The organism is Spinactinospora alkalitolerans (assembly GCF_013408795.1).
GTDB classification, from domain to species: Bacteria; Actinomycetota; Actinomycetes; order Streptosporangiales; family Streptosporangiaceae; genus Spinactinospora; species Spinactinospora alkalitolerans.
The window spans coordinates 2,240,196-2,262,995 of sequence record NZ_JACCCC010000001.1; the positions used below are offsets into that span (position 1 = coordinate 2,240,196).

General features: G+C 70.8%; 24 protein-coding genes. 13 read left to right on the forward strand and 11 right to left on the reverse strand.

The annotated features are described in order from the left end of the window. Positions 1-200: 200 nt before the first annotated feature. Positions 201-977, forward strand: coding sequence for a polyprenol monophosphomannose synthase (locus HDA32_RS09860; protein WP_179642900.1), 777 nt, complete (start codon positions 201-203; stop codon positions 975-977). A gap of 36 nt (positions 978-1,013) precedes the next feature. Here HDA32_RS09860 and HDA32_RS09865 read toward each other — a convergent pair whose 3' ends face one another. The 3 genes from HDA32_RS09865 to HDA32_RS09875 form a co-directional block, all read right to left on the reverse strand. Continuing rightward, positions 1,014-2,411 (reverse strand): FAD/NAD(P)-binding protein, encoded by a 1,398-nt coding sequence (locus HDA32_RS09865; protein WP_179642901.1) that lies wholly within the window; start codon positions 2,409-2,411, stop codon positions 1,014-1,016. Positions 2,412-2,667: 256 nt separating this feature from the next. Continuing rightward, on the reverse strand, positions 2,668-5,202 hold the full coding sequence (locus HDA32_RS09870; protein ID WP_179642902.1) for an ABC transporter permease: 2,535 nt from the start codon (positions 5,200-5,202) through the stop codon (positions 2,668-2,670). Continuing rightward, positions 5,202-5,972, reverse strand: coding sequence for an ABC transporter ATP-binding protein (locus HDA32_RS09875; RefSeq protein WP_312863117.1), 771 nt, complete (start codon positions 5,970-5,972; stop codon positions 5,202-5,204). The genes HDA32_RS09870 and HDA32_RS09875 overlap by 1 nt, the downstream gene beginning before the upstream one ends. Before the next feature lie 341 nt (positions 5,973-6,313). Here HDA32_RS09875 and HDA32_RS09880 point away from each other — a divergent pair, with 341 nt between their 5' ends. From HDA32_RS09880 to HDA32_RS09905, 6 genes are all read left to right on the forward strand, one after another. Beyond that, positions 6,314-7,564 carry a sensor histidine kinase gene (locus HDA32_RS09880; RefSeq protein WP_179642904.1) on the forward strand — a complete coding sequence of 417 codons (1,251 nt, stop codon included), beginning with the start codon at positions 6,314-6,316 and terminating at the stop codon, positions 7,562-7,564. Further along, positions 7,561-8,208, forward strand: coding sequence for a response regulator (locus HDA32_RS09885; RefSeq protein ID WP_179642905.1), 648 nt, complete (start codon positions 7,561-7,563; stop codon positions 8,206-8,208). Before HDA32_RS09880 ends, HDA32_RS09885 begins: the two co-directional genes overlap by 4 nt. 249 nt (positions 8,209-8,457) lie before the next feature. After that, on the forward strand, positions 8,458-8,751 hold the full coding sequence (locus HDA32_RS09890; RefSeq protein WP_179642906.1) for a hypothetical protein: 294 nt from the start codon (positions 8,458-8,460) through the stop codon (positions 8,749-8,751). Positions 8,752-8,975: 224 nt separating this feature from the next. Next, a complete protein-coding gene (locus HDA32_RS09895; RefSeq protein ID WP_179642907.1) occupies positions 8,976-9,227 on the forward strand; it encodes a hypothetical protein in 252 nt (83 codons plus the stop codon). Positions 9,228-9,492: 265 nt separating this feature from the next. After that, positions 9,493-10,077, forward strand: coding sequence for a hypothetical protein (locus tag HDA32_RS09900; protein ID WP_179642908.1), 585 nt, complete (start codon positions 9,493-9,495; stop codon positions 10,075-10,077). 383 nt (positions 10,078-10,460) lie between these two features. Beyond that, complete coding sequence (locus tag HDA32_RS09905) at positions 10,461-11,024, forward strand: TetR/AcrR family transcriptional regulator (protein ID WP_218882952.1); 564 nt, start codon at positions 10,461-10,463, stop codon at positions 11,022-11,024. A 62-nt stretch (positions 11,025-11,086) separates the two neighbouring features. On the opposite strand, the gene HDA32_RS09910 is transcribed toward HDA32_RS09905, so the two are convergent. The 3 genes from HDA32_RS09910 to HDA32_RS09920 all read right to left on the reverse strand — a co-directional run bounded on the left by HDA32_RS09910 (position 11,087) and on the right by HDA32_RS09920 (position 12,709). Continuing rightward, positions 11,087-11,239, reverse strand: a complete 153-nt coding sequence (locus HDA32_RS09910; protein WP_179642909.1) for a hypothetical protein — start codon at positions 11,237-11,239, stop codon at positions 11,087-11,089. Between the two features lie 278 nt (positions 11,240-11,517). After that, positions 11,518-12,195, reverse strand: a complete 678-nt coding sequence (locus HDA32_RS09915; RefSeq protein ID WP_312863118.1) for a response regulator — start codon at positions 12,193-12,195, stop codon at positions 11,518-11,520. A 247-nt stretch (positions 12,196-12,442) separates the two neighbouring features. Further along, on the reverse strand, positions 12,443-12,709 hold the full coding sequence (locus tag HDA32_RS09920) for a hypothetical protein (protein ID WP_179642911.1): 267 nt from the start codon (positions 12,707-12,709) through the stop codon (positions 12,443-12,445). A 48-nt stretch (positions 12,710-12,757) separates the two neighbouring features. Here HDA32_RS09920 and HDA32_RS09925 point away from each other — a divergent pair, with 48 nt between their 5' ends. Continuing rightward, entirely contained in the window at positions 12,758-13,282 is a 525-nt protein-coding gene (locus HDA32_RS09925) for a GNAT family N-acetyltransferase (RefSeq protein WP_179642912.1), read from the forward strand. Here HDA32_RS09925 and HDA32_RS09930 read toward each other — a convergent pair. The 3 genes from HDA32_RS09930 to HDA32_RS09935 form a co-directional block, all read right to left on the reverse strand. Beyond that, the gene (locus tag HDA32_RS09930) at positions 13,221-14,897 is read right to left on the reverse strand and encodes a hypothetical protein (protein WP_179642913.1); all 1,677 of its coding nucleotides are present in this window, start codon (positions 14,895-14,897) and stop codon (positions 13,221-13,223) included. The two genes, HDA32_RS09925 and HDA32_RS09930, sit on opposite strands and share 62 nt — an antisense overlap. 38 nt (positions 14,898-14,935) lie before the next feature. Further along, positions 14,936-15,058: a hypothetical protein gene (locus HDA32_RS31365; RefSeq protein WP_281370378.1), complete on the reverse strand. Its 123-nt coding sequence runs from the start codon at positions 15,056-15,058 to the stop codon at positions 14,936-14,938. Between the two features lie 483 nt (positions 15,059-15,541). Further along, complete coding sequence (locus tag HDA32_RS09935; RefSeq protein ID WP_179642914.1) at positions 15,542-15,838, reverse strand: hypothetical protein; 297 nt, start codon at positions 15,836-15,838, stop codon at positions 15,542-15,544. Between the two features lie 143 nt (positions 15,839-15,981). Here HDA32_RS09935 and HDA32_RS09940 point away from each other — a divergent pair, with 143 nt between their 5' ends. Beyond that, the gene (locus HDA32_RS09940; RefSeq protein WP_179646591.1) at positions 15,982-16,842 is read left to right on the forward strand and encodes a helix-turn-helix domain-containing protein; all 861 of its coding nucleotides are present in this window, start codon (positions 15,982-15,984) and stop codon (positions 16,840-16,842) included. 19 nt (positions 16,843-16,861) lie between these two features. After that, on the forward strand, positions 16,862-17,050 hold the full coding sequence (locus HDA32_RS09945) for a DUF397 domain-containing protein (RefSeq protein ID WP_179642915.1): 189 nt from the start codon (positions 16,862-16,864) through the stop codon (positions 17,048-17,050). A gap of 143 nt (positions 17,051-17,193) precedes the next feature. Here the strand turns inward: HDA32_RS09945 and HDA32_RS09950 are convergent, their stop codons facing one another. Further along, complete coding sequence (locus HDA32_RS09950; RefSeq protein WP_179642916.1) at positions 17,194-18,525, reverse strand: MFS transporter; 1,332 nt, start codon at positions 18,523-18,525, stop codon at positions 17,194-17,196. Positions 18,526-18,781: 256 nt separating this feature from the next. On the opposite strand from HDA32_RS09950, the gene HDA32_RS09955 reads away from it, so the two are divergent. Continuing rightward, on the forward strand, positions 18,782-19,804 hold the full coding sequence (locus HDA32_RS09955) for a phosphotransferase family protein (RefSeq protein WP_179642917.1): 1,023 nt from the start codon (positions 18,782-18,784) through the stop codon (positions 19,802-19,804). A 188-nt stretch (positions 19,805-19,992) separates the two neighbouring features. Here the strand turns inward: HDA32_RS09955 and HDA32_RS09960 are convergent, their stop codons facing one another. Continuing rightward, positions 19,993-20,970 carry a glutathione S-transferase family protein gene (locus tag HDA32_RS09960; RefSeq protein ID WP_179642918.1) on the reverse strand — a complete coding sequence of 326 codons (978 nt, stop codon included), beginning with the start codon at positions 20,968-20,970 and terminating at the stop codon, positions 19,993-19,995. Positions 20,971-21,204: 234 nt separating this feature from the next. On the opposite strand from HDA32_RS09960, the gene fabG reads away from it, so the two are divergent. Continuing rightward, positions 21,205-21,909 (forward strand): 3-oxoacyl-[acyl-carrier-protein] reductase, encoded by a 705-nt coding sequence (gene fabG / locus HDA32_RS09965; protein WP_179642919.1) that lies wholly within the window; start codon positions 21,205-21,207, stop codon positions 21,907-21,909. 58 nt (positions 21,910-21,967) lie between these two features. Next, positions 21,968-22,735 carry an enoyl-ACP reductase FabI gene (gene fabI, locus HDA32_RS09970; RefSeq protein WP_179642920.1) on the forward strand — a complete coding sequence of 256 codons (768 nt, stop codon included), beginning with the start codon at positions 21,968-21,970 and terminating at the stop codon, positions 22,733-22,735. Positions 22,736-22,800 lie beyond the last annotated feature (65 nt).

The following is a 22,800-nucleotide window of genomic DNA, read 5'->3' on the forward strand; positions in this document are numbered from 1 at the left end:
CGGGCGCGGCCGCACAGCGGAACAAATCGGCCGTTAGCGGTCACGGACTGGGGGGCGCGCGGCCCGCGCCGCGCCCGAATGAGGGCGTACGCTACCCGCTGACGCACCGATGCCGAGGGAGGGGCGCCGCGGACTCCACCGGGAGCGCGTCGCCGCGCGGCACGTTCCCTCGGCCGATCGACACCCTTGGAGGCCGTCCCATGCCCACCCCGGTGACACTGCCCGAGCCCTGGTCCCGGGCCAAGGTGAGCGTCGTCGTGCCGACCTACGACGAGGCCGACAACCTGCCGGTCCTCGTCGAGCAGGTCCTCGGTCTCGGCCTGCCCGGCCTGCGTCTGGTGATCGTCGACGACAACTCCCCGGACGGCACCGGCGAGATCGCCGACAAGCTCGCCGTCGAGCACGGGGGAGCGCAGGACCGGATCACGGTGCTGCACCGCACCGCGAAGGACGGCCTGGGCCGCGCCTACGTGGCCGGCATGACCCGGGCGCTGGAGGACGGCGCGGAGTTCGTCGCGCAGATGGACGCCGACCTCTCCCACCCGCCCGCCTACCTGCCGCAGCTGCTGGGCACCCTGCTGTCGACCGGCGCCGGGGTGGTGATCGGCAGCCGCTACGTGCCGGGCGGCAGCCTCTCCCAGCAGTGGGGCGTGCGCCGCCGCCTGCTCAGCGGCTGGGCCAACGCCTACGTCAAGGCGATCCTGGCGATGCCGATCCGCGATGTGACGGCCGGTTTCAAGCTGTGGCGCCGGGAGGCCCTGGAGGTGCTGGACCTGCCGAGCATCCACAGCAGCGGCTACAGCTTCCAGGTGGAGATGCACTTCCGCGCCTACCGCCGGGGCCAGAAGATGGTGGAGATCCCGATCCACTTCGAGGACCGCCAGGAGGGCGCCAGCAAGATGGACCTGGCCGTCCAACTGGAGTCCGCACTGCGCCCCTTCCAACTCCGCCGCCACGAACGCCACCGGGACCGGTAGGAGCCGCCGGGCCGTCAACGATCTTGACCGTGTGGCTCAGCGTGACGCGGTCGGCTCGGTCCTGCGGTCGCGCAGGACGGTGTCGGCGATGCGCTGGGCGAGGTGTTCGGCCTGGACGCGGATCTCGGGGACGGCGGTGGTCTCGTAGAGCTGGCCGCGGCGCACCGGTCCCAGGGCGAACAGGCGGCGGCTGACCCGTCCGGACGCCGAGACCAGTGCGCCGCGGGGGCAGGTGTCGATCCCCAGGCCCAGGTGGTCGGGGCGGGCCAGGCCGTCGGCGAGCAGCCGCCGGATGACCGGGGCCGCGCCGGGGCGCGCGCCGGTGCAGTCGGCGACCGCGTCGACGGTCAGGCTCGCGCCGTCGGTCAGGCCGGCGCGCAGCCGGCCCGCCGCAGGGAGCACCTCGGCCACGTCCGCGGTGTGCAGCCGCAGGCGGCCCTGCGCGCGCAGCGCGTCCAGCCTGCGGGCGGCCTCGGGGGCCGTCCGGTGCCGGGCCGATTCCCAGTGCGGAGCCAGTCGGGCCAGGAACACCCGCTGCTCGGCCTGGGAGAACCCCTGCCACAGCGCGGGGACGTGCGGCCGCAGCGAGTCGACGACGTGCCGCCAGTCGCCCGGGTACTCCTCGATCGCGGCGCGGACCCGGCGGGTGAGCAGGCGCAGCGACAGCGGGCCGCGCAGGTCGACCAGGCCCGGCGGCGTGACCAGCGGCGGCCGGTGCCGCTGCGGCGCCACGCCGTGCCGCGAGACGGCGTGCACGACGGCCTCGGGGTGCGCCCCGGTCACCGACAGCGCCACGTCGACCATGGTCAACCCGGTGCCCACGGCGAGCACCGAGCGGCATCCGGCGAGCCGGGCGATTCCCGAGGTCGGGTGCCACGGGTCGGCGACCAGGCCCGACCGCGGCGCCTCCGCCGCGCCGGTCGGCGGATCGGCGCGGGCGTCGCCGGTCGCCACGACGGCGGCCGCCGCGTCCAACCGCCCGCCGTCGGCCAGGTGCAGCCGCACCCGGTCGGCGCGGGACTCGACCGCGGTCACGCGCGCCGTGCGCGACTCCAGCCGCGCGTGCGGTTCGGCCCACGCGGCGGTCTCGGCCAGCGTCGCGGCCAGGTAGTCGCCGTAGCGGCGGCGCGGCAGGAACGTCTCGGGCGTGCACGCCAGTCCGCGTTCCCTGGCCCACTCCACCAGGTGCCCGGGCCGGTCGGGCAGGGCCGACATGCCCTTGGCCGGGGAGTCGAGCAGGTGGCCGTCGTCGGTGGTGGAGTAGGCGGCGCCGCGCGCGTGCCGGCCGTGCTCGTCGAGCAGGACCACCCGGTAGCGCAGCCGCAGCCAGGTGGTGGAGCGCAGCAGCGCGATCGCGGTGAGCGCGGCGCTCGCACCGCCGCCCACGAACGCGATGACCGGCTCGGAGTCGGCGTCCATCAGCTCGCGAACCATAAACCTACTCTATCGGTCGGAATTCGGGGCGCCCCGGGTCTTCGGCGGCCTGAAGGATGTGTACCGCACGTGCGGCGCCGTGAAGCCCGTTTCGCCGAGATCGGCCGGAACAGCGCCCACGGCGTTGCCGGCCGCGGAGCCCGGGCGGGCGCCGAAGGGCGGCCCCTCGGCACCGCGGAACCCGCCCCCACCGCGCACAGCAGACACGGGCGGCCCCGCGTGGGGACCGCCCGTGGGACGGGAGGCGGCGCAGCGGCTACTCGGCGGCCAGCGCCCCGGTGATCGAGGTCCCGGCGGCCCTGCGGGCCGGCATGACCGCGGCCAGCAGCCCCGCGACGACCGCCACCGCGATGAACACCGCGATCCGGGCGGCGGGGAGGGTGAACGTCATGTCCCCGATCGCCGTCGCGCCGGCGGCCCAGCCGAACAGCACGCCCAGTCCGATGCCCACGCCGGTGCCGATCACCGAGACGAGCACCGCCTCGATGCTGAGCATCCGGCGCAGTTGCGGCCTGGCCAGGCCCAGCGCCCGCAGCAGCGCGGACTCGCGGGTGCGCTCCAGCACCGACAGCGCCATGGTGTTGGCGATGCCGAACACCGCGATGATGATCGCCAGCGCCAGCAGCGCCGAGACGGTCATGAACATGATGTCCAGCATCTGGGTGTACTGCTGCTTCAGCTCCGCCGAGCCGTCCACCCGGACGGTCGGGTACTCGGCGATCGCCGCGTCGACGGCGTCGCGCGCCTCGCCGCTCGAAACGCCCTCTGCGGCGTTGACGTAGACCCTCTCGTCGGTGTCGGCATCGGGGAACACCGCGGCGAAGTCGGACTCGTCCATCGTCAGGCCCGGCAGCGAGCCCATGTCCGAGACCACCGCGACGATCTCGAAGGACTCCTCGCCGTCGGCGCCCTCCAGGGTGATCTCTTCGCCGAAGCCCACGTCCAGCCGCGACGCCGTACTCGCGTTCAGCGTGACCGCGCCGGGACCGAGGCCGTCGAGGTCGCCGGATTCGACGTCGCTGCTGATGTCGGTGCCGATGTCGGCCCCAAGGTAGGCCGAGGGACGGACGGGCTCGCCGTCGACGTCGGCCTCGGTCGATCGCGAGCTGAAGACCTTGCCGATCTCGGGGGACTCCCGCAGCTCCTCGCCGACCGGGGCGGGGACGCCGCCGCCGTCCTCGCCGAGCTGGGGCATGAGCGCGAAGTCCACCGGGAACTGCTCCTCCAGCATCTCGTTCATCGTGGTCTGCAGCGACGCGCTGATGACGGAGTAGCCGGTCATGAGCGTGGCGCCGACGGTCAGCGCGATCATGGCGGTGGCTGCGCGCTTGGGGCTGCGGCGGGCGTTGTCGGCGGCCAGCATGCTCGGCACGCCGATCCGGCGCATCGGGCGGCCGACCAGGCCGACGACCGCGCGCACCAGCAGCGGGCCGATGATCAGCACGCCGACGAAGCACAGCATCCCCGACGCCACGACCAGCATCAGCGCCTGCTGTCCGGGTTCGCCCGCCAGCGCGCCGCCCAGCACAGCGCCGGAGCCCAGCAGGAACACGGCGGCGGAGCAGACGCGGAGCCGGCCGATCCCCTTCTCCATCCCGTTCGCCACGGCGCTGGTGCGCAGCGCGGCCAGCGGCGGGACCTTCGTGGCGCGCCTGGCCGGCAGCAGGGAGGCGACCAGGGTCACCGCGGTGCCCACGAGGAGGCCGACGCCGACTGCGAGGGGGCTGATCACCGGCGACGCCGGCACCGACGAGCCGTTGGCGAGCAGTTCGCCGCCGACCGTGAACGCGCCCGCGCCCAGCCCGATGCCGACCGCGACGCCGACGGCCGAGGAGAGCAGGCCGATGATCACCGCCTCGACGAGGACGCCGCGGAAGACCTGGCCGCGGGTCGCGCCGACGCAGCGCAGCAGCGCCATCTCGCGCTGGCGCTGGGCGATGAGGATGGCAAAGGTGTTGTAGATGACCAGCGCGGCGACGAACACGGCGATCGCGGCGAACAGCAGCAGCCCGGTGGCCATCACGTCGGCCTGGGCGCCGGCGGCGTCGGCGAGCTCCTCGCCCAGCTCCCGGCCGGTCATGACCTCGGCGTCCCCGCCCGCGACCGCGGCGACGGCGTCCTTGACCTCGGCCGCCGGCGTGCCTTCGGTGCCGATCACGTCGATCTCGGCGTACTCGCCGACACCGGTCATGCGCTCGGTCGCATCGGGGGTGAAGGCCACGGCGCCGCGGTAGCCGACCTCCTGGTCCAGGCCGAAGTCGATCAGGCCGGTGACGGTGAAGGCGTGCTCCTCGCCCTCGGAGTCGAGGACGCCGACCGCGTCGCCGACCTCGTAGTCGCCCTGGTCGGCGCTTGTCGTGGCCAGCGCGACCTCGTCGCCGGCGGTGGGCAGCCGCCCTTCGGCGGCCTCGTAGCGCTCGACGCCGCCGCCGACGGAGATGCCCAGGGTCGGCAGCGTCCCCATCGCGCGGCCGTCGGCGTCCAGCAGCGGGGCGTCGCCCTTGATCACGCCCTGTGCCGCGGCGACCTCGGGCAGGTCCTCGATCTCGGCCAGGGTCTCGGGCGCCAGCCGCGGCACCTCGTCGTCGGGGCCGACGTCGGCGAGGTCCGCCAGCGCGACCGCGTCGAGCTTCTCGGCGGAGCCCATGACCTGGGTGCCGAAGCTTTCGCGGAGGGTGTCGGTGAAGACGAGGGTTCCGGTGACGAACATGACGCCGAGGACGATGGCCAGGGCGGTGGTGAACAGCCGGCTCTTGTGCAGGCGCAGGCCGGCCAGGGTGGTGCGCAGCATCAGGCCTCCGCTTCGAGCTTGACGAGGCGGTCCAGCACGGTCTGGGCCGTGGGGCCGGTGAGGTCGTCGACCAGGCGGCCGTCGCGCAGGAACACCACCCGGTCGGCGTAGGCGGCGGCGACGGGGTCGTGGGTGACCATGACGATGGTCTGGCCCAGCTCGCGGGCCGAATCGCGCAGGAAGCCCAGGATCTCGGCTCCGGAGCGGGAGTCGAGGTTGCCGGTGGGTTCGTCGGCGTAGACGACCTCGGGGGCGCCGAGCAGGGCGCGGGCCACGGCCACGCGCTGCTGCTGGCCGCCCGACAGCTTGGACGGCAGGTGGTCCAGGCGGTCGGCCAGGCCGACGACCTCCACGATCCGCTCGAAGCGGACCTGGTCGGTTCTGCGTTTGGCGATCTGGGCGGGCAGGCGGATGTTCTGCTGGGCGGTGAGCATGGGCAGCAGGTTGAAGGACTGGAAGATGAAACCGATGCGGTCGCGGCGCAGCAGGGTGAGCTGCTTGTCCTTGAGCGTGGTGAGGTCGGTGCGGCCCAGGTGCACGCTGCCCGAGGTGGCGACGTCCAGGCCGGCCAGGCAGTGCATCAGGGTGGACTTGCCCGATCCCGACGGGCCCATGATCGCGGTGAAGGCGCCCCGGGCGAAGGCCACGTCCACCCCGTCCAGCGCCCGCACCGCCGAGTCCCCGGTCCCGTAGACCTTGGTCAACCCGCGGGCGGCCACAGCGGGCGGCGCCTGGGTCTGCGCTGTGGTGTGGACGGCGGTCTCACTCACGGTCTCTCCTGATATCGGTGACGGGTTCGTCGGGAGGAGCGGGCGCTGGTCGCCGTCCGCTCCGGCCGGGGACAACGCTAGGGCCGCCGGGACGGCCGGATCCTCGGCCGCGCAGCCGATTCCGGCCATGACCGAATGGCAGCCGGGCGGGGACGATCGTCGAGGACGGCCGATGCCCGGCACCGACGAAAGTCGGTGCCGGGCGCGCCCATGGGAGCCGGATGCGGTCGCGGTGGCCGTTCTCACCTGCGCCGACCCGCCGCACCGACGAGAGTCGATGCCGGTAAAGGGGCGTCTACCAGCGGTTTTGGCATCTTTTTTGCCGCCGTAGACTCCGCCTCATGGGGTGGAGAGCGACCGGGAGGGTACGGGACGCGTGGCGCCGGGGCTGGGACCGGCGCCACCGGATCGCCGACGCCTGCTACGCGCTGTTCTACTTCCCGTTCGTCGCGATCGGCACCGCGTCACCGGGCGTCGGACTGGTCAAGGAGGGCCTGGGAGCCCCGTTCCCGGAGAGCCTCCTTGCGGTGCCGGCGCTGCTCGCCGTCCCGGTCCTGTTCGCGATCGCCACGATGTACCGCCGCACCCGGCCGGTATGGCTGCTCGGCCTCAGCGTCGCGGTGCTGGCGCTGTTCGGCAACATCTTCCCCATCACCCTGGGGATCTACAGCTACGCCGCATGGTTCGGCGACCGGCGCAGGCTCGCCGCCTGGACCGGGCTCGCGACCGTCGCGATCCTCCTCGGCTTCTGGGGCGTCCCCGAACCGGAGACGATCGTCTCCGTCATCCTCCTCACCCTGGTGCTGCCGCTGCTCGCCGGGCTGTGGGCGGGCACCCGCCGCCAGCTCATCGTCAACCTGCGGGAGCGCGCCGAGCGGCTGGAGCGCGAGCAGCACCTCATGGCCGAGCACGCCATCACCGCCGAGCGCAGCCGCATCGCCCGCGAGATGCACGACGTCGTCGCCCACCGGGTGAGTCTGATGGTGCTGCACGCCGGCGGCCTGGAGGTCTCCGCCGCCGACGACAGGAGCGCCGAGACGGCGGGGCTGATCCGCACCACGGGGCGCGAGGCGCTGGCCGAGCTGCGCGAGATCCTCGGTGTGCTGCGCGAGGACGCGCACGGCCGGGCGCCGACGGCCCCGCAGCCGATGCTCTCCGATCTCGCCGGGCTCATCGGCGGCTCGCGCGCCGCGGGAATGTGGGTGGAGTGGAGCACCACCGGAACGCCGCGCGCGCTCGCCGCGCAGGTGGAGCGCACCGCCTACCGGGTCGTCCAGGAGGCGCTGACCAACGCGGCCAAGCACGCGCCGGGGAGTCCCGTCGCGGTCCGCGTCGACTACGGCGAGCGCGACCTGGAGGCCGTGGTCACCAACGAACCCCCGCGGCCCGGCGGGAACGCGCCGCGGGAGTCCCCTCCCAGCAGCGGCTACGGCCTGGCCGGGCTGCGCGAGCGGGTGGCGCTGGCCGGTGGGAGCCTCTCGGCGGGGCCGTACCCGGACGGGGCGTGGCAGGTTCGCGCTATCTTGCCCGTGGTGGAGGCGTCGCCGCGGGGCGGCGCCGGAATCGGTGCCGAGCAGGCGGGGGAGACGTGATCCGGGTCGTCTTGGTCGATGACGAGCAACTGGTGCGCTCGGGACTGCGGATGATCCTCGACTCCGCGGAGGACATCGAGGTCGTGGGGGAGGGCTCCGACGGGGCCGCCGCGGTGCGGCTCGCCAGGGAGCTGGACCCCTCCGTGATCCTGCTCGACATCCGGATGCCCGGGGTCGACGGGCTCGCCGCGGCGGCCGAGCTGGCCACGCTGCCCGATCCGCCCAAGATCGTCCTGCTGACAACGTTCGACCTGGACGAGTACGTGCATCGGGCGCTGCGCGCCGGCGCGGTCGGCTTCCTGCTCAAGGACACCCCGCCGCGCGACCTCATCGGCGCGGTGCGCACCATCCACGGGGGCAACGCGATGCTCGCGCCCAGCGTCACCCGGCGCATGCTGGAGCGTTTCGCCGCCCCGGCATCCGGCACCGCCGGCGCCGCGGCCAGGCGCCTGGAGGCGCTCAGCGACCGGGAGGGCGCGGTGCTGGTCGCGGTGGCCCGCGGCATGTCCAACGCCGAGGCGGGCCGCGAACTGGGAATGCGGGAGGCCACGGTCAAGGCGCACGTCAGCCGGATCCTGGCGAAGCTGGACATGACCAACCGGGTCCAGGCCGCGATTCTCGCCCACGACGCCGGGTGGGTCTAGCGCCCCTTCGCGTGCGCCGGCTTCGGTTCGGGTTGTCATCGGGACGGTAAATTCCAGTCCATCTCCTCGATTGATTACTTTTAGCTATTAAGTGACTACGGTCTGTTTTCGGGTGGGTGGCTCGGGTATCTGGAGGACTGTGAATCGGTGGCCTCGCCCAACCCGACCGAGTTCGTGTTGCAGGCGAGCGAGCCTCCGAATCCGGACCTGGCGGAGCGTCAGGCAGCCATTAGAGGAGAGGGAAACGCAATGAGGAAGACTCTGTGCCGCATCGCCGTCGTCGGCGTCGCCGCGCCCGCACTCGCGCTCTCGGTGCCGGCCGCCGCGATGGCCGACGTCTTCTACAACGAGCACTTCAAGGCCGCGGGGCACGACGGGGCGATCTCCTACGAGGTCGAGAGCGGCGCCAACGGCGACGACTGGAACGGCGACCGCAAGGACGGCGACAACGGCGACAACGGCGGCGTCTTCTACGAGAAGTCGGTCGAGGCCGCCGGCCCTGACGGTGCCGTCTCCTACGGCGTCGAGAGCAGCGCCGACTAGAAACGGGTCGCGCGGAATCCGGATGTCCCATCCGATCCGCGATCGTGAGCGGAGGCGCGCCGACCGTTTTCCGGCATCCGGGCCGGCGCGCGTCGAGGTCCCGTCCCTGGGGAGGCGGGACCTCGCCCATGGCCCCGATGCGCGGCGTGTCGGCGCCACGGTCCCGTCACCCGGAGTCACCATCCACCATCGTGAGTTGTGACCCGTCGAAAGGAACCAAGGACGTGAAGACGACTCTGCAGCGCGCCGCCGTCATCGGCATCGCGGTACCGGCTCTGGTGATCTCGGCGCCGGCCGCGGCCATGGCCGATGCCTTTTTCAAGCACACCTTCGGCAGCGCCGACGCTGACGGCGCCGTTCTCTACGGCGTGCGCAGCGTCGTCGACGACGACGGCAATGTGCGTTATGAGCAGGTCCGGTACGAGGCCGGCCCCGACGGGGCCAGCGTCGAGAGGCTGGAGAGCTCAGCGGACTGACGCCGGGGCCCGGGCCGCCTGCAGAGCGGACCGGGTCGGCCGGCGGCCGACGGCCACTCCCTGTGTGCGGGGAGTGGCCGTCGCGCGTGGAGGACCGGACCGGGCACGGGGTTTTTCGGATGTTTACCGGAATTCGGCGCTCGATCACCGACGCATGCATCACTGAGTGTATTTGGGTTACTTCGTACAGTAGCGACCGTGGGTCGCAGCGAAGGGGGCAGGCGGATCGCGTGCTCCACGCAGAACCACAACGAAGGAGTCAGCAATGTTGCGTGCCGTCGGCAGGGCGATGGTCGTCGCCGGTCTGGGGGTGGGGGTGGCGCTGCCCGGCGTTCCCGCGCATGCTCTGGAGGCGCCGCCTCCCGGGCCGTTCCAGGGGCCGTTCCAGGGGCCGTTCTGGAACCAGGACGATGAATCGCCCTTGACGATCAAGGTGAAGCTCGGCGAAGAGGACGAGAACTACGAGTTCCATATGTGGACGCCGCAGGGGATGGTGACGTGCACGGTGCCCCGCGAGGACCTCGACGACACCGAGGAGATCCTCAACCTGGGGCCCTTGGGGGTGGCGATCGGTTCGATCGCGCTGCGGGAGCAGGCCGATGGGCCCTCGGGGCTGTCGGTCGGTTCGCTCGGACTGCGGACGTATGCCGATCAGCGCATGAGGTGCGAACACGATTCCGAGGACGAGTGGAACAGTTGGAACGGTTCGAGCACGTCGAGCACGTCGAGCACCTGGGACACTTCGACGAACGACTGGGACGCCTCGACGAGCACCTGGGACACGTCGATGGACAGCGGGGGCACAACGGGCAACTGGTGGGACGACCGGAGAGACCGGACGGGGTCGTAGCGGGCCTCCGCCGGCCGTGACGGTCCGTTGCCGGCGGAGGAGCCTTCCGCCGGCACCGTCTCCCGTGGTGCTCATGTCCAGAGCATGCGGAAGCCGTTCGTCCGCCCCGAACAAACCGACCAGTTGGTCTTATGGGGTGGCATGTTCCGGCCGGAGCGCGAACGGCTCCGAGCCCTGACGGGGCGTCTATCGTGGAACCGGCCCCGTACCAGCGGGGACCGGGCGAGGGCCCGCCGGCCCTCCGTCCTTTTCGACGCGTGAAGAGAGGCTTCGCCGTGGCCGTCCGCGCCCGCGGCGGCCGGGGACGCGGCACGCCGGCCAACCCGGCCGCGGACCCCGCCGCCACCGACCCCGCCGGAAGTGAAGGATCGGTCCCCCGCCGGTTGCTGGCGGTGGCCACCCGGCTGTTCGCAGAGAAGGGCTTCGACCGGACCTCGGTCCAGGAGATCGTGGACACCGCCGGGGTGACCAAGGGGGCGATGTACCACTACTTCGACTCCAAGGACGACCTGCTCGCCGAGATCTACACCCGCGTGCTGCGGATGCAGATGACCCGCCTGGAGCGCATCGCGTCGGGGCCGGGCGCGGTCTCCGAGCGCCTCGGCGAGGCGGCGGCCGACGTCGTGGTCACCTCGATCGCCAACCTCGACGACACCACCATCTTCTTCCGGTCGCTGCACCAGTTGAGCGCGCGCAAGCAGCGCGAGGTCCGGAACGAGCGCAGGCGCTACCACGAGCTGTTCCGCTCGATGGTCATCGAGGGGCAGCAGGCCGGCGTCTTCACCGACCGCGTGCCCGCCGACATCGTGGTGGACTTCTACTTCGGCTCGGTGCACCACCTCAGCACCTGGTACCGGCCCGAGGGGGAGTGGTCGGCCACCGACGTCGGCGGCCACTACGCCCGCCTGCTCCTCGACGCCCTGCGCCCGGGAGCGCCGCAGACCTGAACCCGGCCTCGGCCGGGCGGCGGCGCGCCGCGGAGCCCCATGGGGAATGGGACTCCACCGCTTCAGGCCGGGAACGTCTTCACCGTGGCAGGCGGCGGATGCGTGTCCTGGAGTCGCTCCATGTTCCCGGAGAACACGGCTGCGGCAGCGGCGTAGAAGGTCGTCGGGCCGGTGACCTCGCCGTATGCGATGGCGTTCAGGAGCAGGAACGTCAATATCGCCGCGCTGATCGTAGGCGCGGCGATAGCCGCGGATCCGGTGCCGCCGCCGTCTGCGCCCCGCCGTTTCCGCCGACCGCTGCGGCCGCTCCCTCACTGGTGTCTGACGATCGAGTTCGCACAGGGGAGTGGCTGTCGCAGTGCGCGTAGCGTCGGCGGCATAGCGGGTTCGAGCCCTGGAAATCCCACCCCTGTCCCACGAACGCAGTCGTCAAAGCTCAGTCAGTCACGTGGAGAGCCCGAACCTGACCCGCCGGTCGGGAACCGGCACCGGATCATTCCAGCACGTGCTCCCGGATCGCCCACATCGCCGCCTCCATCCGCGTATGCAGCTGGAGCTTCTCCAAGATGTTCCGCACATGGTTCTTCACCGTGTTCTCCGAAATGTGCAGCACCCGTGCGATATCCCGATTCGACAAGCCCCGAGCGATCTCCTTCAGCACCTCCGTCTCCCTCCCCGTCAGCTGCGGATTCGGCATCTCACGGGGCCGCTGATGCTCCTTCCGCGCGAGCGCCGCGAACTCCCCGATCAGCTTCGTCGCCATCGACGGGTTGATGAACGACTGCCCGTCGCGCACGGCCCGCACCGCGTCCGGGAGCTCGTCGATCGCGACCGACTTCAGCAGATACCCGGTCGCGCCGGCCTTGATCGCGTCGAAGAGATGCTCCTCCTCGTCGGAGATGGTGAGCATCACGATCTTCGCGGACGGTACGGCCGCTTTCACCTTGGCGCAGGCGTCGATTCCCGACATGCCCGGCATCTGAACGTCCATCAACACGACGTCGGGCGTCAGCTCCTCGGCGAGCCGAACCGCGTCGATGCCGTCTCCGGCCTCCCCGGCCAGGTCGATGTCGGGTTCCTCCTCCAGGACGGAGACGAGGCCGCGGCGGAAGAACGCGTGGTCGTCGACAACGAGGAGCCGGATCGGGTCAGCAGTGGGGGGCGCGGTCACGGCAGGTCCTTTCCTCACGGGGTTCCTACTTTGTCACGGGACGATGCACGGTAGGACCGCAACAGCAAAGGAAGCCCCGCACCCTGCCGGAGGGTGCGGGGCCTTGCGCGTACCTGGTCACTCCTCGGGAGTGATACCCGGGAGGAGGCGGATCGGTGGCACGGCGGCGGGCCGGAGCCCCGGGGGCGGGGTCGTCCTCGAAACCGGCCGTGTGAGCTCCGCGCGGCGGGCGACTCGGCCGAGAAGGCTACAGCGACCACCGGTGGGCGCTGTCCGGGGTTTCGTACCAGGCGTGCTGGTCTTCGGGTGTGACGGTCACGCCGAACGCGGACCAGTCCGGCTTTCCGGCGTCGGTCCACCAGGAGTGGGCGTCCTCGACGAGATCCCACAGCCGCCGAGGGCCGCCCTGGTCCACGCGATACGGGCCGCCGGCCGGCTCGATCTCGATCTCGGCCCAGGAGCCGTCCGGCGCCTCCAGGGAGAGATAGCCGATCCCCTGCTCCCTGCGTCCCAAAGAGTGGTGACCTTAATCTAGTGGGAGCCAAAGTGATGGGGAGGGCAGATGCTGTGGATACGGTCGGCTGACACCGGTGACCGGGACGGTATCGCCGCGATGATCGGTGCCCGCACCGCGTGGATGAGTGAGCGGGGTCTGCGGTTCTTCGAAGGCGCAGCCGACACCATCGCGAGGCAGGCCGGCGATCCCGAGTTCCTCGTGTGGGTCCTGGTCCAAGACGGTGGTGTCCTCGGCTGCACGACGGTGTTCGATGAGTCCCCGGAATGGGCGTTCACCGAAACGGAGCGGGCCGAACCTGCGTTGTTTCTGGCCTCCACGTGGACCATGCCCAGTGAGGGGCGACGGCTCGGGTTCGTGATCGCCCGGTGGGCGCTGGACCACGCCGCCCGCTCGGGGAGAACCAGCGTGCGGCGCGGTGCGTTCGAGCAGGGCCTGATGCGCTACTACTGCCAGGTGCAGGGCTGGACGCTGCTGCGCGAGCTGGAACGGCGCGGCCGCACCGCCTACATCATGGCCCGTCCCGCCGAGCTCCAGCCCGATCTTGCGGTTGCGGTACCGACCGGCCGTTGAGGCGACGCAGGCCCGTCTCCAGCATCAGCGGCCGATACACGTCGAACGTGCGGTCGCCCGTTCTGGCGAAGACGCGGGCGGCCCGGCTCAGTTCGGCCTCGTCCAGGTAACCGTCCTGCACGAGCCACGCGCCGCCGTCGAGGAGCATTTCGAGCATGGGGATGCCGTGGCGGCGCATCGCGGTGTCAAGGATGTGCTGGAAATTCTCCGGCAGCCGCGGGTGGACGACGTCGTCGGAGAAGCCGCAGCGGTGCAGCCGGTCGCGCAGCAGGCGTTTGCGCGTCCGCCACTCGGCGGGCAGGGATTCGGCCAGGCGGACGATCTCGGGTGCGGCGAGCGGGTTGATCGGCCACAGGCCGCGTTCCATGTAGTGCGGGTATAGGGCGGAGAAGCATTCCAGGATCGACCACAGGGTGGGGCCGATGGGCGCGACGCCATCAAAGCGGGACGGTAGAAGCCGCCGGCCGTGCTCGCCGAGGAACGCCGGTATGCCGCTGTTGAGGTGCAGTGGGGACGGCGTTGGGTGCGGGCCGGGCGTGATCTCAGTGCTGCGGACCTTCATCGCCTCGTCGCCGCCGAGCCCGGTGAACACCACCGTCTTGCCGTCGGCGGCGTAGGCGTCGAGGAGTAAGTTTCGTGCTTCAGCGTAGGGGTCTTCCTTCGGATCGAATCTTTCACCGCGGGCGCGCGGGCCGCCGGGCGCGAACGGGAGATGGTCCATCATGGCGAGCCGATAGTCGGTGGAGAATCCGGAACGCAGGAGTTCCGTGCGCCGCCGGACCTGCTGGTGCCCGTGGTCTCCGGCGAGCATCATGGCGCCGGTCGCCACCCGGCCGGGGTGAAGCCGGGCGAGGGTGAGAGCGACGTTGGCCGAATCCATTCCCCCGGAGACATCGGCGACAGCGGTGTCGGGAGTGAAATCCCACCGGTCGATGACACGGGCCAACTCGTGTTCGAAGAACGCCACGGGATCGGCGCCGGGTTTGAGGACGCGCGGTAGGGCATGCAGGCCCGGCTCGGGATAGTCGATCCGCAGTCCTTCGTGGCTGTAGGTGGCGGTGGCACGTTCGGTCACCGTGGCAACATCAGCCAGTGGCGTCTGGGCGGAGTAGTGCGGCGTGTAGGTGAGGAAGCGCACCACCTCCGCGCCGTTGAACGACCGCGGGTCGATGTGCGGTACCAGGTCGAGCAGGTTCCATGAGCCGTACAGCGTCCCACTTGGCGCGGTCAGGTGTATGGGGGCCGTACCCCACGAGCTTGCGGTGATCTGTAACGCCTCGGGGCCGTGTTCGATGAAGACGAACCCGAGCGGCCACGCCCGGGCTTCGGCCAGACGCCGGACGTAGACGGCATCGCTGACGGTCTCGTTTGCCGGGATGTTGCACCAGGTCCGGGTGCTGCGGACTCGTTCCCGGTTGACGATGAGCGCGCACCCGTCGGAGCCACGGACTGTCATCCCGTATTCGAGGACTGGATGGGTGAACGGCTCGATCCAGGACCCTCCGGTAGTCCAGCGACCGGCGGAGTCCCATTCCAGTGGTGTGCCGATGTCGGTGTGGCTGATGCGGAGTTTGAACACGCTCGACTCCCTGTTTCGACGGTGGAGGGCGGACACTGCATGTGTCCGCCCTCGTCTGTCCTGTGGTCGTCGGATTACATTTCGTCGTATTTGGTGGGCTGGTCGGAGGAGCCGTCCTTCTTGGTGTACTCCTCGGCGTCGTCCAGGGTCGTCAGGGTCTCTTCGTCGACGAACAGGTCGTTGAGCGTGGGTTCCATGGGGGTGTCCCTTCTTCGGGGTCGGATAGGGCATTCCCGGCCGGAGGCCTATTCCGTCCGGTTGTCCGTGTGTGGTCACGCGAGCAAGGAGTGGTTAACGTCCGACGTCCGACGGCTCGCTGAGCGTCGGATGGTGTCTGCGGGATTCCCGTCCAGGAAAGGAAGGACGAGGTCGGACGGCCGATCGTGGGGCCATCTCCATAGGAGGCGGAAGCCCGTCCCAATCGGGGAGCAGGCCCTTGTCCCGGAGTTCGTACAGGCGGGCGCGCAGCTCGCCCGTCAGCGCCTCGTCCCGCCGTATGGCCGCGTCCACTGCTGACGGGTCCGCGTGGGCGAGGAAAGGCGGCACCAGGCCGCCGCCGTGCGGGCTGATCCTCGCGGCGTGGTACAGGCCCGTCCTCGGACGGTATTCCGCCCGCCAGCCCGGGTTGCGGACCTCCAGCAGCCGCGCGCACGCGTCCTGGGAGTGTCGCCGCCGTCCCATCACCGGGCCTCCCGTTCAGGAGTGGAGGAGCCGGCGGCCCGTCCGGCCCTTCGGGCCGCCTGGTCCACGAGGACCTGGACATCGCGGAGCCACCCGCGGACGTGCCGCGAACCGCAGGGCATCCGCACCTCGTACTCGTAGCCGGTGGGGAGTTCCGCGCGGCTGATCTCGATGCCGTGCTTCGAGGCGCGCTCCGCGAGTGCGCAGAACTTCGCGTAGTGCTCGCCGTGGTCAGGCGGCAGGCGGGACGTGGACGGCGGAGCGGGCAGAGCACTGTGGGGGGTTGCTCGTTCCATGCGAATATCACTCCCGGTTGCGACTGAAGTCGCTACGCTAGCCAATGGCTAGGTGACATCCATCATGAATAGCAAACTGCTATTTAGCAACCTTACAGATCGCAGTTTACGAAAAAAGTGGCGTGCGGCGCTATCATCGACGCATGCGACGTCCCCGTGCCTACAGCCCGTCCGTCCGACGCAGGCGCCTCGCCTCAGAGCTCAGGAAGCTCCGCGAAGCCGAGGCCATGACCGGCGCGGTCGCGGCGAAGACACTGGGCTGGCAGCACTCCAAGATCACGCGGATCGAACGCGCGGACCAGGGCATCAACGGCCCCGACCTCCAACGCCTTCTGGACCTGTACGAGGTGGAGGACCCGGCGGTCCGGGAAGGTCTCACCCAGCTCGCGAAGGACGCGAAGTACCGGGGCTGGTGGACCGACTACCGGGATGTGTTCGGGCCCGGCGCGCTCCCGGATTTCGAGGCCGAAGCGAACCTGATCCAAACGTTCGAAGCGCAGGCCGTTCCGGGGCTGCTGGAGACGCCGGCCTACATCGAAGCGGCGTTCCGGGGAGGCGCGGCGCACTCCGCGGACGTCGTGGAACGGCACATCGAAGCGCGGCTGGAGCGGCAGCGCATCCTGGAGGGCGTGCATCCCACCCGGTTGCAGGCGATCATCGACGAGGGCACGCTGCGGCGCATGGTCGGCGGTCCCGACGTGATGGCCGAGCAACTACAGCACCTCATCAACATGGCGACCCGCCATAATGTGGACATCCGTGTTCTGCCGTTCGTTGCGGGCGCGCACGCGGGGATGCTCGGGTCGTTCCTGATCCTGCATTTCCCGGACCCGCTCGACCCCAGCCTGGCCTTCACCGAATCGGTCGCGAGTAGCCTGTTCGTTGAGGAACCGCACCAGTTGGAGAGGTGCACCGACGTGTACGGGAATCTGCTCGGCTCGGCGCTGCCACCGTCCCAGTCAGTGGACTTCATCGAGCAGGTGAAGGCCGAGATCCCTACCTAGCCGAACGCGAGTGATACCCATGAAGAGCGAGTTCGAGTTCCACAAGTCCAGCTACAGCGCCAACGGTCAGAACTGCGTCGAGGTCGCTGAGAACGTGCCCGGTGTGGCGGCGGTGCGTGACACGAAGAGCCGCGACCGTGGCCATCTCCCCTTCGCGGCTGGAGAGTGGAGCGCGTTCCTGGAGGCCGTGAAGCACGGCGAGCTGTAGATCCTGTGACACGAAGGCCCCGCACCCTGCCGGAGGGTGCGGGGCCTTGCGCATACCTGGTCACTCCTCGGGAGTGATACCCGGGAGGAGGCGGACCGGTGGCACGGCGGCGGGCCGGGGTCCGGGACCCCGGCCCGAGGTGGTCAGGCCGTGGTGGTCAGGCGGCGGTTGCGGCGGCGGACCAGCATCCACACCGACAGCAGCGCGATGGCCGACAGGGCCATCAGGTAGAACGAGACCGACAGCGAGGAACCGGTGGCGTCGAGCAGGAGCACCATCGCGAAGGGGGCGAACCCGCCGCCGACCACGGAGCTGAGCTGGTAGCCCAGTGAGGCGCCGGTGAAGCGGACCTCGGGCTCGAAGAGCTCGGCGAACAGGGCCGCCTGCGGCGCGTACATGATGCTGAGGAAGATGCCGCAGACGAACATGCCGATCGCCATGACCCAGAGGTTGGCGGTGTCGACCAGGAGGAACAGCGGGATCGACCAGAGGAACAGGCCGATGATGCCGAAGGAGTAGACCTTGATCCGGCCGATCCGGTCCGAGACCGCCGCAGCGGCCGGCATCAGCGGGAGCTGGAAGACGCTCAGCCCCAGGGCCACCAGCAGCACCGATTCGCGGGTGAGCGCCAGCTCGCGCGTCGCGTAGTCCAGGATGCCGGTGATCAGGACGTAGAACGTCGCGTGGTTGACCATGAACGACCCGCCGGCCAGCAGCACGGTGACCTTGTGCGAGCGCATGATCTCCCGCAGCGGCGAGCGCGGCTCGGCGTTGCCCGCCGCGGCCTCGCGGAACTCCGGCGTCTCCTCGACGTAGCGGTGGATCAGCCAGGCCAGCACCAGGATGAGCGCGCCCATCAGGAAGGGCACCCGCCAGCCCCACGCCAGGAAGGCGTCGGGGGCGACGGCGGCGCTGATCGAGAAGTAGACGGCGTAGGCGACGACCAGCCCGATCGGCACGCCCATCTGGACCAGGCTGCCGTAGAGGCCGCGCTTGCCGGGCGGGGCGTACTCGGTGGCGAGCAGGGCGGCGCCGCCCCACTGCATGCCCACGGCGACGCCCTGCACCAGGCGCAGCACCACCAGGATGACCGGCGCGAGCACGCCGATGGCGGTGTAGGAGGGCAGCAGGCCGATCAGCGTGGTGGCCGCGCCCATCGCCAGCAGCGCCCACACCAGCGTCGGCTTGCGGCCGTACTTGTCGCCGAGGTGGCCGCCGATGATGCCGCCGAGCGGTCGGGCCAGGAAGCCCACGGCGAACGTGGCGAAGGACGCGAGCACCCCGGCCACGGGATTGAAGTCGGGGAAGAACAGCGTGCCGAACACGAGTGCCGCCGCAACGCTGAACACGAAGAACTCGTACCATTCGACCGCGGCGGTCGCCGCGGCCGCTGTGGCGACGACGCGCCGGGTACGGGTGTCGACGCCGCCGGGGGCGCCGCCGGCCGGCGGATCGTGCGGTGTCTGTGCGGTCATGGCCTGGCCTCCGGGAAGTCGGGGGGAGCGGTCAGGGGGCTGCGAATGGGAGGACACGTGTCGCAGGTCACGAAAATCCCTATGCGAAGCGTGAAACCGACTGGATGGTATGTCAATGCCAATCCTCGCTTTTTTGCCTAATTGAGCTGAGGTATATTGCCTACGGCCGACCGGCGATACCGCCCGGTCGGTCAGCGTGCCCGAAGGACGACGCCCCCCCCGTCGGCACGGTGCGACGGGCGGGCGGAAGGAGCTGATGGCTGTGACGAACCCTCCGGGGCTGGACCTGCGGCGCCTGCGCGACCACCTCGACGCCGAGCGGCCCGGACTGGTGAGCGGGGACCTCTCCGCGGACGTCATCGCCGGTGGCCGCTCCAACCTCACCTACGCCGTCACCGACGGCGTCCGGCGCTGGGTGGTGCGCCGGCCGCCGCTGGGCCACGTCCTGCCCACCGCGCACGACATGGCCAGGGAGTACCGCGTCATCTCCGCGCTGGCCGGGACCGACGTCCCGGTGCCGCCGACCGTGCTGCTGTGCGAGGACCCCGACGTGATCGGCGCCCGCTTCTACGTCATGGACTTCGTGCCCGGCACCCCCTACCGCACCAGCGAGGAGCTGAGGGAACTCGGCGCCGAACGCACCCGCGCCGTCGTGCTGTCCATGATCGACACGCTCGTCGACCTGCACGCCGTCGACCCGGCGTCGGTGGGCCTGGCCGACTTCGGGCGCCCCGAGGGCTTCATGGAGCGCCAGTTGCGCCGCTGGAGCAAGCAACTGGCGGCCTCGCGCAGCCGCGACCTGCCCGGCATCGACGAACTGCACGCCCGGCTCGCCGCGGCGCTGCCGGAGTCCCCCGAGCCCACGATCGTCCACGGCGACTACCGGCTGGACAACATCCTGGTCGACACCGACGACCGGATCACGGCCGTGCTCGACTGGGAGATGTCCACGCTCGGCGACCCGCTCACCGACCTCGCCCTCGTGGTCGCCTACACCAGCAGGGAGCTGCCCGCCGACAGCGGCGTCAGCAACGTCAGGGAGGCGCCCGGCCACCCGGCGATCGACGAGCTCGTCGCCCGCTACGCCGAGCGCTCCGGCCGCGACGTCTCCGCGCTCAACTGGTATGTGGGCTTCGCCTTCTTCAAGCTCGCGGTGATCCTCGAGGGCATCCACTACCGCTTCAGCCAGGGCAAGACCGTGGGCGAGGACTTCGACCGGATCGGCGAGGTCGTGCCGACCCTGGTCACCGGCGGGCTCAAGCACCTCGCCCAGGACTGAAGGCCCGGAACGGGGGGAGGAGGGACGGCTCCGCCGGAAGGCCCCGCTGCTCAGCGAGCTTCGACTGTCGAGTCCGCGGGGCGAGGCGGGACTTCCACGGCGCGGATCCGCTGTGCCGTCGGCGGCTCGCGCGCACTGCGGCGGCCGACCCCCTGTGCACACCCGATCGCCGCATAGCGATCAGGTGCTCATGCGCTCAACCTCGCGCGGTCGTGCGGCGCGTCGAAGTCCAGCACCGGGCCGACCGGCACGATGCGCTTGGGGTTGAGCGCGGCGTGCGTGGTGTAGTAATGCCGCTTGATGTGGCCGAAGTCGGTGGTGTCGCGGAAGGCCGGCAGCAAGTACAGGTCGCGGGTGTAGCCCCACAGGTTGGGGTAGTCCACCAGACGCCGCAGGTTCACCTTGAAGTGCGTGGAGTACACCGGGTCGAACCGCGCCAGCGTGACCCACAGCCGGACGTCGGCCTCGGTGATCCGCTCCCCGGTCAGGTAGCGGCGTCGGGAGAGCCGCTCCTCCAGCTCGTCCAGCGTGTGGAAGACCGCGGCCACGGCCTCCTCGTAGGCCTCCTGCGTCGGCGCGAACCCGCACTTGTAGACGCCGTTGTTGACGGTGGCGTAGACCAGGTCGTTCAGCGCGTCGATCTCGGTTCGCAGGTCGGCGGGGTAGAGGTCGATGTCGTTGCGGGCCCAGGCGTCGAACCGGGCGTTGAGGTCGAGGGTGATGTCGGGGAAGTTGTTGCTGACGATCCGCCGCTCCCGCTTGTCCCACAGCACCGGCACCGAGACGTGGCCGTCGTAGCCGGGCTCGGTCGCCTCGTAGACCTCCCGCAGCGTCGCGAAGCGGCCGACCGCGTCGGGACCGTGCCCGGGCCCCTCGCGGAACGCCCAGCCCCGGCCGTCGCGCACGGGGTCGACGATGCCGACCGAGACGGCCTCCTCCAGGCCTTTGAGCGCCCGCACGATCAGGCTGCGGTGCGCCCAGGGGCAGGCGTAGGAGGCGTAGACGTGGTACCGGCCGGCCTCGGCGGGGAACTCCGCCGAGCCGATCCTGCCGCGGAACGGGTAGGGCGGGCGCTCGAACGCCGGCCCCTTCGGCCTGGTCATCTTGGCGCCGTAGTCCCCGTAGGCCTCGAAGTCGACGGGCGTGGCGACGATCGCTGTCGGCATTGCGCAACTCCTGCTCCCCGCGGCCCCTCCCGCCGGGCCGCCGTTCTCCGTGACCACTACCCGCCCGACCCGCCCCCCAACGCGTCGCACCCCCGGCGGGCGATCGTTCTCACAGGAAGAGGACGCCTTTCAGTCGGCCTCGGTTGGGGCTACCGGTGGGTAGCTGGATACCCTGCTGTCCGTTCTCGACATGGTTCTCGCTGCGTTCGGCAGCACACTGGAGGTGCCCTTCATATGTCCCGCTCGGTACTGGTCACCGGCGGCAGCCGGGGGATCGGCCTGGCCATCGCCCGCGAGCTCAAAGCCGGCGGCGACGACGTCGCCGTGACCTACCGCTCCGGTGAGCCGCCCGAGGGGCTCTTCGGCGTCCAGTGCGACATCACCGACACCGCCCAGGTCGACGCGGCGTTCAAGCAGGTCGAAGACGAGCAGGGGCCGGTCGAGGTGCTGGTCGCCAACGCCGGCATCACCAAGGACCAACTGCTCGCCCTGATGAGCGAGGACGACTTCTCCTCCGTCCTCGACACCAACCTCACCGGCTCCTTCCGGGTGGCCAAGCGCGCCGTGCGCGGCATGATGCGCAAGCGCACCGGCCGCATCGTCCTCATCTCCTCGGTCGTCGGCCTGCTCGGCTCCGGCGGCCAGGCCAACTACGCCGCCTCGAAGGCCGGCCTGGTCGGCTTCGCCCGCTCCCTCGCCCGCGAGCTGGGCTCCCGCAACATCACGGTCAACGTCGTGGCCCCCGGCTTCATCGAGACCGACATGACCGCGGCCCTGCCGGAGGAGCGGCAGGCCGAGATCAAGAAGAACGTCCCGCTGGGCCGCTACGGCTCGACGGAGGAGATCGCCAAGACGGTGCGGTTCCTCGCCGGCGACGGCGCCGCCTACATCACCGGCGCCGTCATCCCCGTCGACGGCGGCCTCGGCATGGGCCACTGAACCGCCCCACTCGGGCGCGCCCGGCCACCATACTTCCAAGAACAGGACGAAGGACTCCATGGGAATTCTCGAGGGCAAGCGCATCCTCGTCACCGGGGTGATCACCGACAGCTCGATCGCCTTCCACGTGGCCCGGCTCTGCCAGGAGCAGGGCGCCACGGTCGTGCTCACCGGCTACGGGCGGCTCAGCCTGGTCGAGCGGATCGCCAAGCGCCTGCCGGACGCCCCTCCGGTGCTGGAGCTCGACGTCACCGACGACGACCACCTCGCCAGCCTGGCCGACCGCATCGGCGAGCACGTCGACGGCATCGACGGCGTGGTGCACTCGATCGGCTTCACCCCCCAGGACGCGCTGGGCGGCAACTTCCTCAACACCACGTGGGAGGACGTCGCCACCGCCATGCACACCTCCACCTTCTCGCTGAAGGCGCTCAGCACCGCGGTGCTGCCGCTGATGCGCGACAGCGGAGGCTCGATCGTGGCGATGGACTTCGACAACAGCGTCTCCTACCCCATCTACGACTGGATGGGCGTGGCGAAGTCCGGCCTGGCCTCCACGGCCCGCTACCTCGCCCGCTACCTCGGCGAGCACGACATCCGGGTCAACCTGGTCTCGGCCGGCCCCCTGCGCACCATGGCCGCGCGCAGCATCCCCGGATTCGACACGCTGGCCGACTCCTGGCCGCAGCGGGCCCCGCTGGGCTGGGACACCGGCGACCCCGAGCCCGCGGCCCGCGCCGTCGTGGCGCTGCTGTCGGACTGGTTCCCCGCCACCACCGGTGAGATGGTCCACGTCGACGGCGGTTTCCACTCCACCGGCGCCTAGGCCCACCGGGCATAGGCTGGACCGGCAGGCGCGCATCGCGGGCGTCCCCGAATGGGGGGCGCCCG

What these genes read in the sequence shown, in the direction of transcription:
- HDA32_RS09860 (WP_179642900.1), top strand. Translation starts at nt 201, where the DNA reads ATGCCCACCCCGGTGACACTGCCCGAGCCCTGGTCCCGGGCCAAGGTG.
- HDA32_RS09865 (WP_179642901.1), bottom strand. Translation starts at nt 2,411, where the DNA reads ATGGTTCGCGAGCTGATGGACGCCGACTCCGAGCCGGTCATCGCGTTC.
- HDA32_RS09870 (WP_179642902.1), bottom strand. Translation starts at nt 5,202, where the DNA reads ATGCTGCGCACCACCCTGGCCGGCCTGCGCCTGCACAAGAGCCGGCTG.
- HDA32_RS09880 (WP_179642904.1), top strand. Translation starts at nt 6,314, where the DNA reads ATGGGGTGGAGAGCGACCGGGAGGGTACGGGACGCGTGGCGCCGGGGC.
- HDA32_RS09890 (WP_179642906.1), top strand. Translation starts at nt 8,458, where the DNA reads ATGAGGAAGACTCTGTGCCGCATCGCCGTCGTCGGCGTCGCCGCGCCC.
- HDA32_RS09900 (WP_179642908.1), top strand. Translation starts at nt 9,493, where the DNA reads ATGTTGCGTGCCGTCGGCAGGGCGATGGTCGTCGCCGGTCTGGGGGTG.
- HDA32_RS09925 (WP_179642912.1), top strand. Translation starts at nt 12,758, where the DNA reads ATGCTGTGGATACGGTCGGCTGACACCGGTGACCGGGACGGTATCGCC.
- HDA32_RS31365 (WP_281370378.1), bottom strand. Translation starts at nt 15,058, where the DNA reads ATGGAACCCACGCTCAACGACCTGTTCGTCGACGAAGAGACCCTGACG.
- HDA32_RS09935 (WP_179642914.1), bottom strand. Translation starts at nt 15,838, where the DNA reads ATGGAACGAGCAACCCCCCACAGTGCTCTGCCCGCTCCGCCGTCCACG.
- HDA32_RS09940 (WP_179646591.1), top strand. Translation starts at nt 15,982, where the DNA reads ATGCGACGTCCCCGTGCCTACAGCCCGTCCGTCCGACGCAGGCGCCTC.
- HDA32_RS09945 (WP_179642915.1), top strand. Translation starts at nt 16,862, where the DNA reads ATGAAGAGCGAGTTCGAGTTCCACAAGTCCAGCTACAGCGCCAACGGT.
- HDA32_RS09950 (WP_179642916.1), bottom strand. Translation starts at nt 18,525, where the DNA reads ATGACCGCACAGACACCGCACGATCCGCCGGCCGGCGGCGCCCCCGGC.
- HDA32_RS09955 (WP_179642917.1), top strand. Translation starts at nt 18,782, where the DNA reads ATGGCTGTGACGAACCCTCCGGGGCTGGACCTGCGGCGCCTGCGCGAC.
- HDA32_RS09960 (WP_179642918.1), bottom strand. Translation starts at nt 20,970, where the DNA reads ATGCCGACAGCGATCGTCGCCACGCCCGTCGACTTCGAGGCCTACGGG.
- fabG (WP_179642919.1), top strand. Translation starts at nt 21,205, where the DNA reads ATGTCCCGCTCGGTACTGGTCACCGGCGGCAGCCGGGGGATCGGCCTG.
- fabI (WP_179642920.1), top strand. Translation starts at nt 21,968, where the DNA reads ATGGGAATTCTCGAGGGCAAGCGCATCCTCGTCACCGGGGTGATCACC.